Source organism: Nonomuraea sp. NPDC050790 (assembly GCF_044456745.1).
GTDB lineage: Bacteria > Actinomycetota > Actinomycetes > Streptosporangiales > Streptosporangiaceae > Nonomuraea.
Genome location: NZ_JBITGF010000012.1, coordinates 12,237 through 28,388 on the forward strand (window position 1 = coordinate 12,237; position 16,152 = coordinate 28,388).

13 protein-coding genes are annotated in these 16,152 nt (G+C 70.2%); 6 read left to right on the forward strand and 7 right to left on the reverse strand.

What is annotated here, in order from left to right; translation table 11 throughout:
- Window positions 1-87: 87 nt before the first annotated feature.
- Both ACIBEJ_RS43990 and ACIBEJ_RS43995 read right to left on the reverse strand, forming a co-directional pair.
- Complete coding sequence (locus ACIBEJ_RS43990; RefSeq protein ID WP_397188927.1) at window positions 88-984, reverse strand: serine/threonine-protein kinase; 897 nt, start codon at window positions 982-984, stop codon at window positions 88-90.
- A 45-nt stretch (window positions 985-1,029) separates the two neighbouring features.
- Window positions 1,030-2,784, reverse strand: coding sequence for an N-6 DNA methylase (locus tag ACIBEJ_RS43995; RefSeq protein WP_397188928.1), 1,755 nt, complete (start codon window positions 2,782-2,784; stop codon window positions 1,030-1,032).
- Window positions 2,785-2,860: 76 nt separating this feature from the next.
- Between ACIBEJ_RS43995 and ACIBEJ_RS44000 the strand changes: the two genes are divergently transcribed.
- The 5 genes from ACIBEJ_RS44000 to tpx all read left to right on the forward strand — a co-directional run bounded on the left by ACIBEJ_RS44000 (window position 2,861) and on the right by tpx (window position 10,139).
- Window positions 2,861-3,631: a PP2C family protein-serine/threonine phosphatase gene (locus tag ACIBEJ_RS44000; RefSeq protein ID WP_397188929.1), complete on the forward strand. Its 771-nt coding sequence runs from the start codon at window positions 2,861-2,863 to the stop codon at window positions 3,629-3,631.
- A gap of 147 nt (window positions 3,632-3,778) precedes the next feature.
- On the forward strand, window positions 3,779-4,573 hold the full coding sequence (locus ACIBEJ_RS44005; protein ID WP_397189191.1) for a CHAP domain-containing protein: 795 nt from the start codon (window positions 3,779-3,781) through the stop codon (window positions 4,571-4,573).
- Window positions 4,574-4,658: 85 nt separating this feature from the next.
- Window positions 4,659-7,838: a fused isobutyryl-CoA mutase/GTPase IcmF gene (gene icmF / locus ACIBEJ_RS44010; RefSeq protein ID WP_397188930.1), complete on the forward strand. Its 3,180-nt coding sequence runs from the start codon at window positions 4,659-4,661 to the stop codon at window positions 7,836-7,838.
- A gap of 30 nt (window positions 7,839-7,868) precedes the next feature.
- On the forward strand, window positions 7,869-9,602 hold the full coding sequence (locus ACIBEJ_RS44015; protein ID WP_397188931.1) for a pyruvate dehydrogenase: 1,734 nt from the start codon (window positions 7,869-7,871) through the stop codon (window positions 9,600-9,602).
- A 36-nt stretch (window positions 9,603-9,638) separates the two neighbouring features.
- Complete coding sequence (gene tpx / locus ACIBEJ_RS44020) at window positions 9,639-10,139, forward strand: thiol peroxidase (protein WP_397188932.1); 501 nt, start codon at window positions 9,639-9,641, stop codon at window positions 10,137-10,139.
- A gap of 4 nt (window positions 10,140-10,143) precedes the next feature.
- Here tpx and ACIBEJ_RS44025 read toward each other — a convergent pair whose 3' ends face one another.
- Window positions 10,144-10,935 carry an SAM-dependent methyltransferase gene (locus tag ACIBEJ_RS44025; protein ID WP_397188933.1) on the reverse strand — a complete coding sequence of 264 codons (792 nt, stop codon included), beginning with the start codon at window positions 10,933-10,935 and terminating at the stop codon, window positions 10,144-10,146.
- A gap of 142 nt (window positions 10,936-11,077) precedes the next feature.
- Here ACIBEJ_RS44025 and ACIBEJ_RS44030 point away from each other — a divergent pair, with 142 nt between their 5' ends.
- Window positions 11,078-11,839 (forward strand): helical backbone metal receptor, encoded by a 762-nt coding sequence (locus tag ACIBEJ_RS44030; RefSeq protein WP_397189192.1) that lies wholly within the window; start codon window positions 11,078-11,080, stop codon window positions 11,837-11,839.
- On the opposite strand, the gene ACIBEJ_RS44035 is transcribed toward ACIBEJ_RS44030, so the two are convergent.
- The 4 genes from ACIBEJ_RS44035 to ACIBEJ_RS44050 are packed head-to-tail and all read right to left on the reverse strand — an operon-like array spanning window position 11,836 to window position 16,110.
- Window positions 11,836-12,996: an ROK family transcriptional regulator gene (locus ACIBEJ_RS44035; protein WP_397188934.1), complete on the reverse strand. Its 1,161-nt coding sequence runs from the start codon at window positions 12,994-12,996 to the stop codon at window positions 11,836-11,838. The two genes, ACIBEJ_RS44030 and ACIBEJ_RS44035, sit on opposite strands and share 4 nt — an antisense overlap.
- A 3-nt stretch (window positions 12,997-12,999) precedes the next feature.
- A complete protein-coding gene (locus ACIBEJ_RS44040; RefSeq protein WP_397188935.1) occupies window positions 13,000-13,845 on the reverse strand; it encodes a carbohydrate ABC transporter permease in 846 nt (281 codons plus the stop codon).
- Window positions 13,832-14,740, reverse strand: a complete 909-nt coding sequence (locus ACIBEJ_RS44045) for a carbohydrate ABC transporter permease (RefSeq protein ID WP_397188936.1) — start codon at window positions 14,738-14,740, stop codon at window positions 13,832-13,834. The genes ACIBEJ_RS44040 and ACIBEJ_RS44045 overlap by 14 nt, the downstream gene beginning before the upstream one ends.
- The gene (locus ACIBEJ_RS44050; protein ID WP_397188937.1) at window positions 14,737-16,110 is read right to left on the reverse strand and encodes an ABC transporter substrate-binding protein; all 1,374 of its coding nucleotides are present in this window, start codon (window positions 16,108-16,110) and stop codon (window positions 14,737-14,739) included. The genes ACIBEJ_RS44045 and ACIBEJ_RS44050 overlap by 4 nt, the downstream gene beginning before the upstream one ends.
- Window positions 16,111-16,152 lie beyond the last annotated feature (42 nt).

Here is a 16,152-nt window from a genome sequence, read left to right on the forward strand (position 1 = left end):
CGGGGGACTGTGATGGTCACCACTATCGACGAGGGCACCGACAAAACCTCATCGGTACGGCTGCGCGAGCCCTGTGGAGGAGAGGGGTCAGGGGGTGAGGGCCCGGCCTACTATGCGGGCGTACATGCGACCAGGACTGGGGTCGGGGGCGAGGAAGCCGGGCAGCATAGGCAGCCCCTTGGCCAGCGGCTCAAGCCGCCGATACAACGTGTCCGCATCGGCCGGCCGCGACTCCGGCCTCTTCTCCAGCAGGGCGGCGAGGATGGCGGCCAGTTCAGAAGGCAGCCCCGGTATGGCCGGAGGCGCCTCCTTCACCTGCTTTTCGAAGACCACGTAGTCGGTGGGTCCGGTGAAGAGCTGGCGGCCGGTCAGCATCTCGTGCAGGACGCAGCCCAGCGAGTAGAGGTCGCTGCGCGGGTCGGCGAGTCCGCGTTGGATCTGCTCCGGCGCCATGTAGGCCGGAGTCCCCAGGATCTGCCCGATCCGGGTGAACTGTCCAAGATCGGCCTCACGCAGCATCGCGAGCCCGAAGTCCAGGACCTTGACGCTGCCGTCCGGGCAGAGCATGAGGTTGGTGGGCTTGAGGTCGCGGTGGCAGATGGTCAGCGCGTGGGCCGCGGACAGCACGGCGGCGGCCTGGGCGGCGATGGCGCAGGCCCACGGCACCGGCAGCGGCCCGTGCTCGCTGACGACGTCGGCCACCGTGACGCCCTCGATGAACTGCATGACCTGGAAGAGCCGTTGCTCGTGCGCCCCGAAGTCGTACAGGACGGGCGCGCCGGGGTGTTCGAGGCGGGCGAGGATGCGCGCCTCGCGGATGAAACGCCGTTCGAGCTCCTCGTCGTCGGCGCTGAGCCCGCGCATGTGCAGGAGCTTCACGGCGACCCTGCGGTCGAGGTGGCGGTCGTGTCCGGCGTAGACGGCGCCCATGCCGCCCTGCCCGAGTGGGAGGTCGTCGAGCTCATAGCGGTCGCCGATGACCATTCGCCCCTCCCCGCAGCCTTTCGGGAAAAAACTACACCGTCAGGACTACGGGTGCAGATGCCCGTCGATCAAGCCGTCGAGACCCAGCCGGATCAAGGACTGCCCCAGCGCGCTGGCCTCGCGTAGCGCGTCTTCGAGTTCGGCCAGTTGGCGGAAGGCGGCGCCGTACTCGCGCTGCTCCTCCATGGAGACGCGGGGCAGGCGCGTGCGGCGGGCGTCGAAGCGGCTGGAACCGGTCGTGGCGCGGCCGCCCGCGCCACGCAGGAAGCCGGCGAGGAAGTCGGGGTCGAGGCGGCGCGGATCGACGCGGTAGAGCGTGAGGTGCGGGCCGAGCACGCCGCCGGGCTCGCCGACGACGCGGACGCTGGAGTAGGAGGCCACGACGTCGCCGGTCCGCACCGGGACCAGGCCCTTCGACGGCGTGGTGCGCCCTGACGGCGCCGAGCCCTGCGCCACGTCGTCGGCGGTCAGGACGGGCAGTTCGCCGCCGTCGGCGGTCATGCGCGGCGGCGCCTGCAGCACCGCGACGAGCCCCTCCTTGATGAGGTCGCCGACCGTGGTGACGGGCCGTTCGAGCGGCTGGTCGAGGACCTTCAGATCGGGGGGTACGGCGGAGGCCGCCAGGAACCGGTCCCGCGCCTCGGTGAAGGCCCTGCCCAGATCCTCCCGGCGCCGATGCCGGGCCGGCGTCATGTCCACCTCGTCGGCGAACAGGTCGATGATGCGTACGGTCTGGTCGGAACGGTCCTCCAGATGAGCGCGCCAGGCGGCCTCGACCGCGGACAGGTCGTCGGCCGCGTCCACGATCAGCACGTCGGAGGGCGGCCGCTCGCCCGGCGCGGGACGGCGCAGCAGCCACAGGTCGGAGCCGGGCAGCGCGATCACCGCGCGCAGGGCGCCGGCGCGCAGGAGGTTGGCGCGGATGCGGCGGCCCGGCTTGCGGCTGGCGGCGGCCTGCGGCATGAGGATCGCGACCGTGCCGCCGGGGCGCACGTGCGTGAGGCAGTGCTGCACCCAGGCCAGTTCGGACTCGCCGCGCGGCGGCAGGCCGTGCTCCCAGCGGGGGTCGCCGGTGAGCTCCTCGTAACCCCAGGCGCGCTCGTTGAAGGGCGGGTCGCAGACGACGGCGTCGGCCTTGACGGCGGCGAAGCCGTCGTGGCGCATGGAGTCGCCGGCGACGATCTCGGCGTCGTGGCCGGCCAGCCGCAGCCTGGCGTGGGCGATGCGGGCGGAGGAGCCGCTGAGGTCCTGGCCGAGGTAGCGCAGCCCGGGTACGGCGCCGGCCGTGGCCAGCAGGAGTGTGCCGACGCCGCAGGCCGGGTCGAGCACGGTCCCGCCTTCCGGTACGGCCAGCCGTACCATCAGCGCGGCCACCTCGTCGCGGGTGACGGAGAGCTGGCGGGAGTGGGCCTCCAGGTAGCGCTCGCACAGGAAGTCGTAGGCCGCGGCGGCGCCTTCCCGGTCGGCCAGTTCGGTGATCATCTCGGCCAGTTCGGCGTCGAGCGCGCTCCGGCCTCCGGTCAGCAGCGCGCCGGCCTCGGCGACGAGCTCGCCCAGGCGCAAATCTCCGGCGGCTTTCAGGCGTTGCCACACCCGGTCGGCCAGTGATACCTGGTAGGACTTCCCATAGCGCCGCAGCCACGCCTCGACCTGGCGCAGCAGGAACAGCGGCTGGTTCGCGGTTCCGCCGACCGGCCGGGGGAAGTCGTCGTGGCGGCGGCGCCAGTTGCTGACCGCGGCACGCCCGACACCGGCGAGCCGGGCGATGTCCCCGGCGTTGACGGTGGGGTCGTGGCTCATGAGGCCCACAGTAGTTCACAAGAGTCTTCAGCGCATCTGCTTGTGAAGTCTTTCAACCAATGATTTACTGCAGGGTATGAAGCACAACATCCGCTATGCCGCGGGATCAGACGTGGGCCGCCGCAGAGAGCAGAACGAGGACGCGGGCTACGCGAGCGCCCGCCTGCTCGTCGTGGCGGACGGCATGGGCGGGCACGCGGCCGGAGAGCTGGCGAGCTCGGCCGCGATCGCCGTCATGCGCGAGCTGGATGCGTCGCTTCCCGAGACGGGCGCCGACTTGGAGGCCGCGCTGGAGGGCGCCGTGCACGAGGCGGCGCGCCGGTTGGTCGAACTGGCCGACATCGACCCCGCGCGCAGGGGGATGGGCACCACGGTCACCGCCACGCTGTGGGACGGCTACCGCTTCGCGCTGGCTCATCTGGGTGACTCCCGTGGGTACCTGCTTCGCGACGGTGCTCTTTACCAGATCACCAAGGATCACACACTTGTGCAGTCCATGGTGGACGAAGGGCGGATTACCGAGGACCAGGCCGCCGTGCACCCGCGCCGCTCGATGGTGCTGCGCGTGCTGGGCAGCGAGGGCAGGGCGGAGCCGGACATGTCGCTGCGCGAGGCCGATCCTGGAGATCGCTACCTCCTCTGCTCCGACGGGCTGACCGGGGTCCTGGGGCCCGAGATCCTGCACGAGATCCTGACCACTGTGGCCGACCCGGCCCTCGCCGTCCAGAGGCTGATCGATCTGGCCAACCAGGGCGGCTCGCCGGACAACGTGACCGTCATCGTGGCCGACGTCGTCTCCCCCGGTGAGGGTGACGAAAAGGTCCATCGCGTGGGTGCGGGTAGCTAGTCACCTGCGCCACAAAAGCCACATTTTGCCACCCCAGTGACTATCTTCCGGATGTACGGCCCGCGATCACGAAGGCGCTATTACAGTCCATCGTGATCTGCCGGTTATCTGGGAGGAGTCGTCCTGGACCCGATCGCTGAAGGTCTTCTGGAAAAGGTCCGCCCGGAGCTCGGATACCGGGAGAAGGGCGGCCAGCACACCAAGTTCGGCGAATGGTACGCGGATCGCCTCCAGGATCCCCAGTACAAGAACGCGCCGTGGTGCGACATGTTCATCGCGTGGGCCGCGGAGAAGGCGGGTGTTGGCGAGTTCGTCGGCCAGTTCGCCTGGACGCCCTCGCACGCCGCCTGGTTCATCAAGCAGGGCGCGTGGTCGCGTACGCCCGAGCCCGGCGCCCTGGTCTTCTACGACTGGAGCGGCGGCAAGAGCTACAAGGGCATCGACCACGTCGGCATCGTGGAAAAAGTCGAAGGCACCCACATCCGAACCATCGAAGCAAACGTCGACAAAGTCTGGTTAAAGCGGAAATTTCGTGACCAGGAGAAAGTCGTCGGCTACGGCCTGCCCCGCGTGGTGAAGGAGAAGATGGTCGCCGGCAAGCTCCAGCCCACCGAGCAGCCCACCACCTACGCCCCCGAGCTCAAGACCTACACCGAGACCCCCGCGAACGACTCCCCGCTCGACCTCCTCGGCACCCCGCAGGCTTTGCTCGCCTTCATGGTCGTCACCACCGTCGTGGTCAGCTTCCGCCTGGCCGGCCGCCGCCGCGGCACGCACCGCAGGGTCCTTCGCGACCTCGTCCCATGGAACGCGCCAACCCCTGAGCCCCCACCGGAACCACCCGTCCAGGAACGGGTGCCCCACCGGTACCACGAGGGGCCGCCGCCGATCCGCCACACCCACACGCGGGTGCGGGGACGCCGGCCGTACGAACGCCTCTGAGTGTGGCGCTACCTGCGACGCTGGGCATTTAGTAGGACGTCCTAGTAGTTTGTAGGGGAGGCCCCTCACGAAGGAGTGATCTGGCGTGCACGTTCCGGCCCACCCTGTCCGATTCGTGACCGCGGCGGCACTGTTCGACGGCCACGACGCCGCGATCAACATCATGCGCCGCATCCTGCAGACCCAGGGCGCGGAAGTGATCCACCTCGGCCACAACCGCTCCGTGGACGAGATCGTCACCGCCGCCATCCAGGAGGACGTCCAGGGCGTCGCGATCAGCTCCTACCAGGGCGGCCACGTCGAGTTCTTCTCCTACCTCGTCGAGCTGCTGCGCGAGCGCGGCGCGGGACACGTCAAGGTGTACGGCGGAGGCGGCGGCGTCATCGTCCAGGACGAGATCGACCTGCTCCACTCCCGCGGCGTCACCCGCATCTTCTCGCCCGAGGACGGCCAGCGCCTCGGCCTGCCCGGCATGATCAACAAGCTCATCGAGGAGTGCGACGTCGAGCTCGGCGACGCCCCCTCGGCCGAAGCCGTGCTCTCCGGCGACCAGGCCGCCCTGGCCAGGGCGATCACGCTGATCGAGTCCGGCAGGGCCGGCCAGGAGCTCCTCGACGGCATCCGCGGCGCCCAGCGCAGCGCGCCCGTGCTCGGCATCACCGGCACCGGCGGCTCGGGCAAGTCGTCGCTGACCGACGAGCTGGTCCGCCGCCTGCGCGTGGACAACGACGACAAGCTGCGCATCGCCGTCATCGCCATCGACCCCACCCGCAGGCGGGGCGGCGGCGCACTGCTCGGCGACCGCATCAGGATGAACAGCCTGGGTGCCCAGACCTACTTCCGCTCCCTGGCCACCCGCGGCGCGGTCGCGGAGGTCCCCGAGCACCTGGACGACGTGATCGCCGCCTGCCGCGCCGCCGGGTACGACCTGGTGATCGTGGAGACGCCGGGCATCGGCCAGGGCGACGCCGGCATCGTCCCCCACGTGGACGTGCCCATCTACGTGATGACGCCCGAGTTCGGCGCCGCCTCCCAGCTCGAGAAGATCGACATGCTCGACTTCGCCGAGGCCGTGGCCATCAACAAGTACGAGCGGCGCGGCGCCGAGGACGCCCTGCGCGACGTGCGCCGCCAGCTCGTGCGCAACCGCGAGGCGTTCGGCGCCAAGCCCGATGACATGCCCGTCTTCGGCACCATCGCCGCACGCTACAACGACGCCGGCGTCACCGCCCTCTACCAGCACGTGAAGGAGCTGCTGGTGGGCAAGGGCCTCCAGACGGGCCCCGGCCTGCTGGCCAGGGTCGAGGGGCGTACCTCCCAGGTGTCGGCCGCGATCGTCCCGCCCGCGCGGGTGCGCTACCTGGCCGAGATCGCCGAGAGCGTGCGGGCCTACCACGCCGAGACGCTGGCCCAGATGGAGGTGGCCCGCCGCCGCCAGCAGCTCGCCGCCGTGCGCGACATGCTGGGCGAGGACGGCTCGCGCCTGGACGAGCTGCTCGGCCGGGCCGAGTCCGAGCTGTCGGCCGGCTCCCGCGCCCTGCTCGACGCCTGGCCCGCCACCAAGGAGGCGTACCAGGCCGAGGAGCTCGTGGTGAAGGTCCGCGACAAGGAGATCCACACGCCGCTGTGGCGCGAGACGCTGTCGGGCAACCGCGTCCCCCGGGTGGCCCTGCCGCGCTTCGAGGACCACGCCGAGCTGCTGCGCTTCCTCAGGAGCGAGAACCTGCCCGGCCGCTTCCCGTTCACCGCGGGCGTCTTCCCGTTCAAGCGCGACGACGAGGACCCCACCCGGATGTTCGCCGGCGAGGGCGACCCGTTCCGCACCAACCGGCGCTTCAAGCTGCTGTCGGAGGGCCAACCGGCCACCCGCCTGTCCACGGCGTTCGACTCGGTGACCCTGTACGGCCACGACCCCGACCTGCGCCCGGACATCTACGGCAAGGTCGGCACCAGCGGCGTGTCCATCGCGACCCTGGACGACATGAAGGTGCTCTACGACGGCTTCGACCTGTCGGCCCCGAACACCTCGGTCTCCATGACCATCAACGGCCCCGCTCCGACGATCCTGGCCTTCTACCTCAACGCCGCCGTGGACCAGGCCCTGGAGCGCGATCCTGACGCCGACCCCGACGCGGTCAGGGCCGCCACGCTGGCGACGGTGCGGGGGACCGTACAGGCCGACATCCTCAAGGAGGACCAGGGGCAGAACACCTGCATCTTCTCCACGGAGTTCTCGCTGCGGATGATGGCCGACATTCAGGAGTGGTTCATCCAGAATCGGGTGCGCAACTTCTACTCCGTCTCCATCTCCGGCTACCACATCGCCGAGGCCGGGGCGAACCCGATCAGCCAGCTCGCCTTCACGCTGGCCAACGGGTTCACCTACGTCGAGGCGTACCTGGCGCGCGGCATGAACGTGGACGACTTCGCGCCGAACCTGTCGTTCTTCTTCTCCAACGGGATGGACCCCGAGTACTCGGTGCTCGGGCGCGTGGCCCGCCGCATCTGGGCGGTGGCCATGAAGGAGAGGTACGGCGCCGCAGAACGTTCCCAGAAGCTCAAGTACCACATCCAGACCTCGGGCCGTTCCCTGCACGCCCAGGAGATGAACTTCAACGACATCCGCACCACGCTCCAGGCCCTGATCGCCATCTACGACAACTGCAACAGCCTGCACACCAACGCCTACGACGAGGCCGTGACCACGCCGTCGGCCGAGTCGGTGCGCCGCGCGATGGCCATCCAGTTGATCATCAACCGCGAGTGGGGCCTGGCCCGCAACGAGAACCCGCTGCAGGGCGCGTTCGTCATCGACGAGCTCACCGACCTGGTCGAGGAGGCGGTGCTGCGGGAGTTCGAGCGGCTGTCGGACCGCGGTGGCGTGCTGGGCGCGATGGAGACCGGCTACCAGCGCGGCAAGATCCAGGACGAGTCGATGCTGTACGAGACCCGCAAGCACGACGGCTCGCTGCCGATCATCGGCGTGAACACCTTCCGCAACGGCGACGACGGCGGGGAGCCGCACAAGAAGCTGGAGCTCGCCCGCGGCACCGAGGAGGAGAAGCGCTCGCAGCTCGACCGGCTGCACGCCTTCCACGAGCGCAACCGCGCCGAGGCCCCGGCGGCCCTGGCGAGGCTGCGGGAGGCGGCGATGTCGGACGGCAACGCCTTCGCGGCGCTGATGGAGGCGGCCAGGGTGTGTTCGCTGGGCCAGATCACCGACGCGCTGTTCGAGGCGGGCGGACAGTATCGGCGCAACGTTTAGGCCGTCCCCAACTCGGTCATGGTTCGGGGCATGGCGACCCTTGCTGAGCAGTTTGTCCAGGTCCTGATCCAGGCCGGCGTGGAACGGGTCTACGGGGTCGTGGGCGACAGCCTCAACCCCATCGTGGACGCGATCAGGCGCTCCGGCTCCATCGAGTGGGCACACGTGCGCAACGAGGAGGCCGGGGCGTTCGCCGCCGCCGCCGAGGCCCAGGTGACCGGGCGGCTGGCGGTGTGCGCGGGCAGTTGCGGCCCCGGCAACACCCACCTGATCCAGGGCCTGTACGACGCCCAGCGCAGCGGCGCGCCCGTGCTCGCGCTGGCCTCGCAGATCCCGAGCACGCACATCGGCACCGGCTACTTCCAGGAGACCCACCCGGAGCGGCTGTTCACCGAGTGCAGTGTCTATTGCGAGGCGATCAACTGGCCGTCCCAGATGCCGAAGGTGCTGCGCAGCGCGATCCAGCACGCGATCGGGCTCGGCGGCGTCGGCGTCGTCGTGCTGCCCGGCGACGTGGCCCACCAGAAGGCCGCCGAGCCGGTCGGGCGGCACGACATGCTGGTCAGGCGTGGCGTCGTGCACCCGCCCGCCGACCAGGTCGACCAGCTCGCCGGCCTGCTCAACGAGGCGGAGAAGGTCACGCTGTTCTGCGGCGCGGGCGTGCGCGGCGCCCACGACGAGGTCATGTCACTGGCCGCGCGCCTGAACGCGCCCGTCGGCCACGCCCTGCGCGGCAAGGAGTGGATCCAGTACGACAACCCCTTCGACGTCGGCATGAGCGGCCTGCTGGGCTACGGCGCCTGCTACGAGGCCATGAGCGAGGCCGATCTGGTCGTGCTCGTCGGCACCGACTTCCCCTACTCCGACTTCCTGCCGGCCGGCAAGACCGTGCAGATCGACGCCGACCCCGCCGTCTTCGGGCGGCGCACGCCGCTGGACCTGGCCGTGCACGGGGACGTGGCGGCGACGCTGCGGGCCGTACTGCCGAAGGTGGAGCAGAAGGACGACCGGCGCTTCCTCGGCAAGATGCTGCGCGAGCACTGCAAGAAGCTGGAGCACGTGGTCGAGGCGTACACACGCGACATCAAGGACCGCGCGCCCATCCACCCCGAGTACGCGGCCAGCATCCTGGACGAGCTGGCCGCCGACGACGCGGTCTTCACCGTCGACACCGGCATGTGCAACGTCTGGGCGGCCCGCTACCTCACCCCGAACGGCCGGCGCCGGGTGATCGGCTCCTTCAAGCACGGCTCGATGGCCAACGCGCTGCCGCACGCCATCGGCGCCGCCTTCGCCGACCGGGGCCGCCAGGTCGTCTCCATGTCCGGCGACGGCGGGCTGGCCATGCTGCTCGGCGAGCTGATCACGGTCAAGCTGCACGACCTGCCGGTCAAGACGGTGGTGTTCAACAACTCCTCGCTCGGCATGGTGAAGCTGGAGATGCTCGTGGACGGCCTGCCCGACTTCGGCACCGACCACGAGCAGGTCTCCTACGCGGCGGTGGCCGCGGCCGTGGGCATCCCGTCGATCACGGTGACCCGGCCGGGGGAGATCCGCGCGGCGCTGACCAAGGCGTTCGACGCCGAAGGCCCCTACCTGGTGGACCTGATCACCGACCCGGACGCGCTGTCGATGCCGCCGAAGGTGTCGGCCGAGCAGATGAAGGGCTTCGCGCTGGCGGCGGGGAAGATCGTCCTGTCCGGCGGGGTCGGCAAGATGGTGGACCTGGCCAGGTCGAACCTCCGGAATCTGAAGGGCATATGATCCCCTGCTGGGGAGCACAGCTAACTGGAGGTTTTCATGTCCGAGATCACGTTCAAGGGCAACCCGGTCACGGTCGGCGGCACGTTCCTGCGGCCCGGTGACAGCGCGCCCGGCTTCAAGCTGGTGGGCAAGGACCTGTCCGACGTCTCGCTGGCCGACTTCGACGGCAAGTACAAGATCCTCAACATCTTCCCGAGCGTCGACACCGGCGTCTGCGCGGCGTCGGTGCGCCGGTTCAACCAGGTCGCCGCCGAGCACCCGGACGCCGTCGTGCTGTGCGTCTCGGCCGACCTGCCGTTCGCGCAGGGCCGCTTCTGCGGCGCCGAGGGCCTGGACAAGGTGGTGACGCTCTCGCTGATGCGCGGCAGGGAGTTCCTGACCGACTACGGCGTGGCGCAGGAGACCGGTCCGCTGGCCGGTCTCGCGGCCCGCGCGGTCGTCGTGCTCGACGGCGAGAACAAGGTCGTCTACTCCGAGCTCGTGCCGGAGATCGCGCAGGAGCCCGACTACGAGGGCGCCCTCAAGGCCCTCGCCTAAGGGGTCAGGTCTTCCGGCCGATTCCGCAGAGGATGAGCGACTTCTCCGGGTTCCCGGGGAAGTCGATCATGTCGGTCTCGTCGGGACGCCACTGCGGCAGCCAGACCACTCCCGGCTCCTCGATCGCGAAGCCGTCGAACAGCCCCTCGATCTCGTCCCTGCTGCGCAGCGTCAGCGGGCTGGCGGAGTTCTGGTAGACCTCGGTGCCCTTGCTCACCGCCGCCGCGCGGGCGTCGCTGGTGCCGTGGGACAGGACCAGAAAGCTGCCCGGCGCCATCGCGTCCCTGAGCGTGGCGATGATCCGGCCGGGGTCGTCGGAGCGGGCGATGAAGTGCAGCACCGCCACGAGCAGGATGCCGACCGGGCGGCCGAAGTCGATGCCCAGCTCGCCGTCCTTCAGGATCTCCTCGGGGCTGCGCAGGTCGCCGCGCACCACGGTGGTGTCGCTGTCGAGGGCCAGCAGCGCCCGCGCGTGCACGAGCACGACCGGGTCGTTGTCCACGTACGCCACCCGCGAGCCGGGGGCGGCCACCTCGTGGACGTTGCCCTGGGTCGGCAGGCCGGTGCCGATGTCCAGGAACTGCGTGATGCCCTGCGCCGACAGGTGCCGCACCGCGCGCCCGAGGAAGGCGCGGTTGGCCCGCGCGGCGGCCCTCAGCTCGGGGGCCACCCGTAGGATCTTCTCCGCCGCCGCCCGATCGGCCGGGAAGTTGTCCTTGCCGCCCAGGTAGTAGTCGTACAGCCGGGCGGCGTTGGGCTTGTTCGGATCGAAGCCCCTCGAACCCCTCTGCTCCAACCGGTGATCCCCCGATCACAAGTATTTCGGCCTTTGCCGAGAATCCTACGTATTCGACCCGTGACATGGCGCGAGATCGGCCATAACGTCCGGGAGGGGATCACCGCGCTATGGAACGGCATGCGCGATACTCGGCGGTGTGCTGAGCGACGACACCGGCGCCCCTGCGGCCGTGCCGGACCAGGTGCGGCGGATCGTCTCGCTGGTCCCCTCGCTGACCGAGTCGGTCGCCGCCACCGTGCCCGAGGCGCTGGTCGGCGCCACCGACTGGTGCTCGCATCCGGCCGGCCTCGACGTGGCCCGCGTGCGCGGCACCAAGAACCCCGACCTCGACGCGATCGTCCGGCTGCGTCCCGACGTCGTCCTCGCCAACTTCGAGGAGAACCGCGAGCCGGACATCCTGGCGCTGCGCGAGGCCGGCGTCCCGGTCTGGGTGACGGTGATCAGGACGGTCGAGGAGGCGTTCACCTCGCTGGCCAGGATGTTCGAGCTGGCCTGCCGTACCGGGGAGCCGCCGTGGCTGGAGGCGGCGCGGGCGGCCTGGGACCTGCCGGAGCCGGACCCGCGCAGGAGCGCGGTCGTGCCGATCTGGCGGCGGCCCTGGATGGTCGTCGGCAGCGGCACCTTCACCGGCGACGTGCTGCGGCGGCTCGGCGTCGACAACCTCTACGCCGACCACGCCGAGCGCTATCCCAAGATCCCGCTGCCCGACCTGGTGGCCGCCGCGCCCGACCTGGTCGTGCTGCCCGACGAGCCCTACGCCTTCTCGGCCGAGGACGGGCCCGAGTCGTTCCCCGGCCTGCCGTGCGCGCTGGTGAGCGGGCGCCTGCTCACGTGGTACGGGCCGTCGCTGGCCGATGCCCCCTCGCTGCTGGGCGCGGTGCTGGGCCGTACCGGAGGCTAGGCGCGGTCGGCGAGCTGCGACGACCCCAGGGCCGCGTCCACGGCGTCGGGGGAAAGGACGTGCTCCGTCACGATCACCGCCGTGCCCACGACGCCCGCGCGGTCGCCGAGCGTGCTGGTCACGATGTCGAGGTTGCGCGTGGTGTACGGCAGGCTCCGCCGGTAGACGCTCTCCCTGATGCCCGTCAGGTAGTGCTCCCGGGTCTCGGCCATGTCGCCGGCCAGCACCAGCACCCCGGGGTTGAGCAGGCTCACCGCCGTGGCCAGCACGATCCCCAGCGTACGGCCGGCCTCCTGGGTGCGCGCGATGGCCGTCGGGTCACCGGCCTGCACCAGCCTGACGACGTCGCGGCTGGAGACCTGCCCCAGGTCGGCGGCCAGGGCGTGGCCGCTGGCCAGCGAGGCGACGCAGCCGCGCGAGCCGCAGGTGCAGACCCGGTCGTCGCTCTCGCGCAGCCGTACGTGGCCGATGTTGCCCGCGGCCTCCTCCACGCCCCGGTAGATCTGGCCGTCGATGACGATGCCCGCGCCGATCCCGGTGGAGACCTTGATGAGCAGCAGCGAGGGCGTCTCGCGCCAGTGCCGCCACCACTCGCCGAGCGCCATGGCCTTGGCGTCGTTCTCCACCAGGATCGGCACGTCGAAGCCGGCCCCGATGGCCTCGGCGATCGGGTACTCGTCCCAGCCGGGCATCAGGAACGACCTGATCGCGCGGCCCGAGGTGTGGTCGACGGAGCCCGGCAGGTCGACGCCGATGCCGCAGACCCGGTCGCGGGCGTGCCCGGTCCGGTCCAGCAGGCGCTGGAACGCCTGGCGGACCCAGCTCAGCACGGGCTCGGGGCCCAGCTCGATGCGGATCTCGGTGTGCTCCTCGGCCAGCGGGCGGGCGGCGAGGTCGGTCAGCGCCACCCGGGCGTGCCCCGCGCCGAGGTCGGCCACGAGCGCGAACCGGTTGGTGGCGTCGATGTCGAGCACCGACGGCGGCCGTCCGCCGCCGGAGATGGCGACGCCGGACTCGTGGATGTAGCCGGCCTCGATCAGCCGGTCGACCCGGTCGGTGATCGTCGAACGGGACAGGCCGGTGAACTCGATCAGTTCCTTGCGCGTCCGGCAGGAGCCGTTCCTGATGAGCTGGAGCATCTGCCCTGCCGTCAGCATGGCCTATCCCTTCTCCGCCCCGGCGGTGAGTCCTTCGGTCAGCAGCCGCTCGCCGGCGAAGAAGATGATCACGATGGGGAGTGTCAGAACCACCGATCCTGCCATGAGAACCGTGGTCGGGATCTCGATACTGCCCGCAAGCTGTGACAGGCCGAGCGAGACCGTCCACCGTTCCCGCCGCTCGACCAGGAAGAGGAGGGCGAACAGAAACTCGTTCCAGGCGATCATGAAGGCGTACAGCCCGGTCGCCAGGAGGGCCGGCTTGGACAGCGGCAGCACCACCCGCCAGATGGTCTCCACCCGGGAGCAGCCGTCGATGGCCGCCGCCTCCTCGACGCTCTGCGGGACCGTCTCGAAGTAGTTGCGCAGCATGTAGACGGTCACCGGGACCGTCTGGGCGATGTAGACGAGGATCAGTCCGGGCAGCGAGCCGCGCAGTCCCATCATCGTGAACAGCACGAACAGCGGGATGGCCAGCACGATGGCGGGGAAGAGATAGACGGCCAGGAACAGGAAGTGCACCTGCCTGCGGCCGAAGAAGCGCAGCCTGGCCACGGCGTAGGCGCCCGGGATGGAGATGGCCAGCGTGACCGCCACCGAGGAGACGGCGATGATCGCGCTGTTGCCCATGAAGGTCAGGAAGCCCTGCCGGGTCAGGACGTCGGCGTAGGTGCTCAGGGTGATGGCGTTGGGCCAGAGCGATCCGGGTTCGAGGATCAGTTCCTGGATGTCGCGTACCGACAGCATCACCATGTAGAAGAACGGGAACGCGGTGATCACGAACAGGAAGGCGATCACCAGCGGGCGCAGCGCGCGAAGCAGCGCGCGCTCGAACCTATCCCTGCTCACGCGCACCTCCCGAGAAGAAGCGCAGGTAGATCACCAGGAAGACGACGAGCACCGCGGCCAGCACGATGGCCTGCGCGGCCGAGGCGCCGATGTCGTCGCGGGCGGTCAGGAAGTTGTAGACGCGCACCGAGACCACCTCGGTGCCCGCGCCGCCGCCGGTGAGCAGGTAGACGTCGTCGAACTTGGTGAAGGTGAAGACGAAGCGCAGCACCGACAGCAGCGCGATGATCCGCCAGAGCTGCGGCATGATCACGTAACGGAAGCGCTGCGTGGGCGTGGCGCCGTCGACCACGGCCGCCTCGTCGAGTTCCTTGGGCAGCGCCTGCAGCCGAGCCAGGATGAACAGGAACGCGAACGGGAAGTACCGCCACGCCTCGAAGGCGATCACCGTCAGCAGGGCCACCGGCACGTCGATGCCGAGGAAGGTGCCGCGGGCCTGCGACAGGAAGGCGATCGGCTCGCTCAGCCAGGTGTTGACGATCCCGTACTGCGGGTTCAGCATCACCTCCCACAGGAAGGCCACGGCCACGACCGGCGCCACGTACGGCACCAGGATCGACGCCCTGACCATCGTCCGCCCGGGGAACCTGTCGCGGAGCGCGAGCGCGGCCACCAGCCCGACGGCGATCGACAGCCCCGTGCCCGCCACCGTGTAGACGAGCGTGTTGACCAGCGCCGTCCAGAAGCCGGGCTCGGAGATCACGTAGGTGAAGTTCTCCAGCGTGTAGTGGCCGAAGACGCCGACCCGCCTGATGTTGATCAGCCGGACGTCCTGGAAGGCCAGCATGATCGCCCACAACAGCGGCACCACCACCACGACCAGCGTGACCACCAGCGTGGGCGAGATCAGCGCGAGCCCGGCCCTGCCCTCCTGCTGCCTGAGCGTCCCCCTCACTGGCGGATCCCGCGCTTGATGCTCTCGACGTCCGCCTTGGCCTGCGCCGCGGCGGCCTCCGGCGTCAGCGAGCCCTCCACGATCCCGCTCAGCGCCTTGGGCACGGGCAGTTCACCCATCGTGGCGCCGACCAGCTTACCCTGCCCCTGCGGGATGCCCCAGCGGCCGAAGGTGTCGGGGCTCTTGCGCAGCGCCTCCAGCGTCGCGGCCGGGTAGATCTCCGACAGCGGCTTCTTGGTGTCCACTCCCGCGGGCAGCTTGGCCCAGGCGTCGGCGTGGCCGGTGCGGGTGGGGAACTTGCCCTCGGGCGCCATGCCCATCCAGCGCTCGTAGCCCTCGTTCATCATGTACGCGACGAACTTGGCCGCCGAGTCCTTGGCGGCGTCGCGGGTGATGGCCCAGGAGACGATCTCGCCGTACTGCGCGGGCGCGGTCCCGTCCGGGCCCTTCAGCGCGGTCACCACGCCGGTGTTCTTCGCCAGCCACTCCTTGTCGGTACGGCACTGCGCGCACGAGGGCAGCGCGTCGGCACGCAGCCCGGCCATCTCGTCCAGGATGAACGACGACCAGATCATCATGGCCGCCTTGCCGGAGAAGTACGTGGCCCTGGTCGAGTCGACGTCCTGCTTGCCCTTGACCGAGTACTGCTTGGCCAGCGTGGAGTAGAACGTGAGGGCCCGCACGCAGTTGGGGGAGTTCAGCGCCACGTTGCCGGAGCCGTCCACCAGCTCGCAGCCGTTGGCCAGCGCGACGTGCTCGAAGCTCTGGGCGGTGAAGGAGTCCTTGGGCGCGACCGCCAGCGTGATGCCGGCGACGTCGGCGCCGTGCAGCTTGGCGGCGGCGGCCTGCAGCCGCTCGTAGGTGTCCGGCGGCTCCAGGCCGGCCTTCTCGAACAGGTCCTTGCGGTAGAGGACGAGCTGGGCCCAGCCGTCGCTGGGCACGGCCAGCAGCTTGCCGTCGGCGGTGCTGAGGTCGAGGGCGCGCTTGGAGAAGCCGGCACGGCCGAGCTGGTCGACGACCTTGCCCGGCGTGTCGGTGTCGAGCAGCTCGTTGGTCTCCATCTCGCGTACCGCCGCCAGCGGCAGCGCGCCGATGACGTCGGGCAGGTCGCCGGCGGCGGCGGCCGCGGTCAGCGTCTGGCTGAACTGGTCCTCGGCCACCGGCACCAGCTTGACCTTGATCCCGGTCTTCTGCGTGAACTCGGTGACGATCTTGTTCTGTACGTCCATCCGGTCGGGGAGGTTCTCCTCGGTCCAGACGGTGATCTCGGTGGCGGCGGCGGGCCGGCTGCCCCCGCCGCCGTCCCCGCAGGCGGTCATGGCCGCGGCCAGCGCGGCGGCGCTGAGAACGGCGGTTGCCTTTCCTGGCATGGCTCGCTCCTCGGTCTGCACCCGGCACTCCGAGCGGCATGA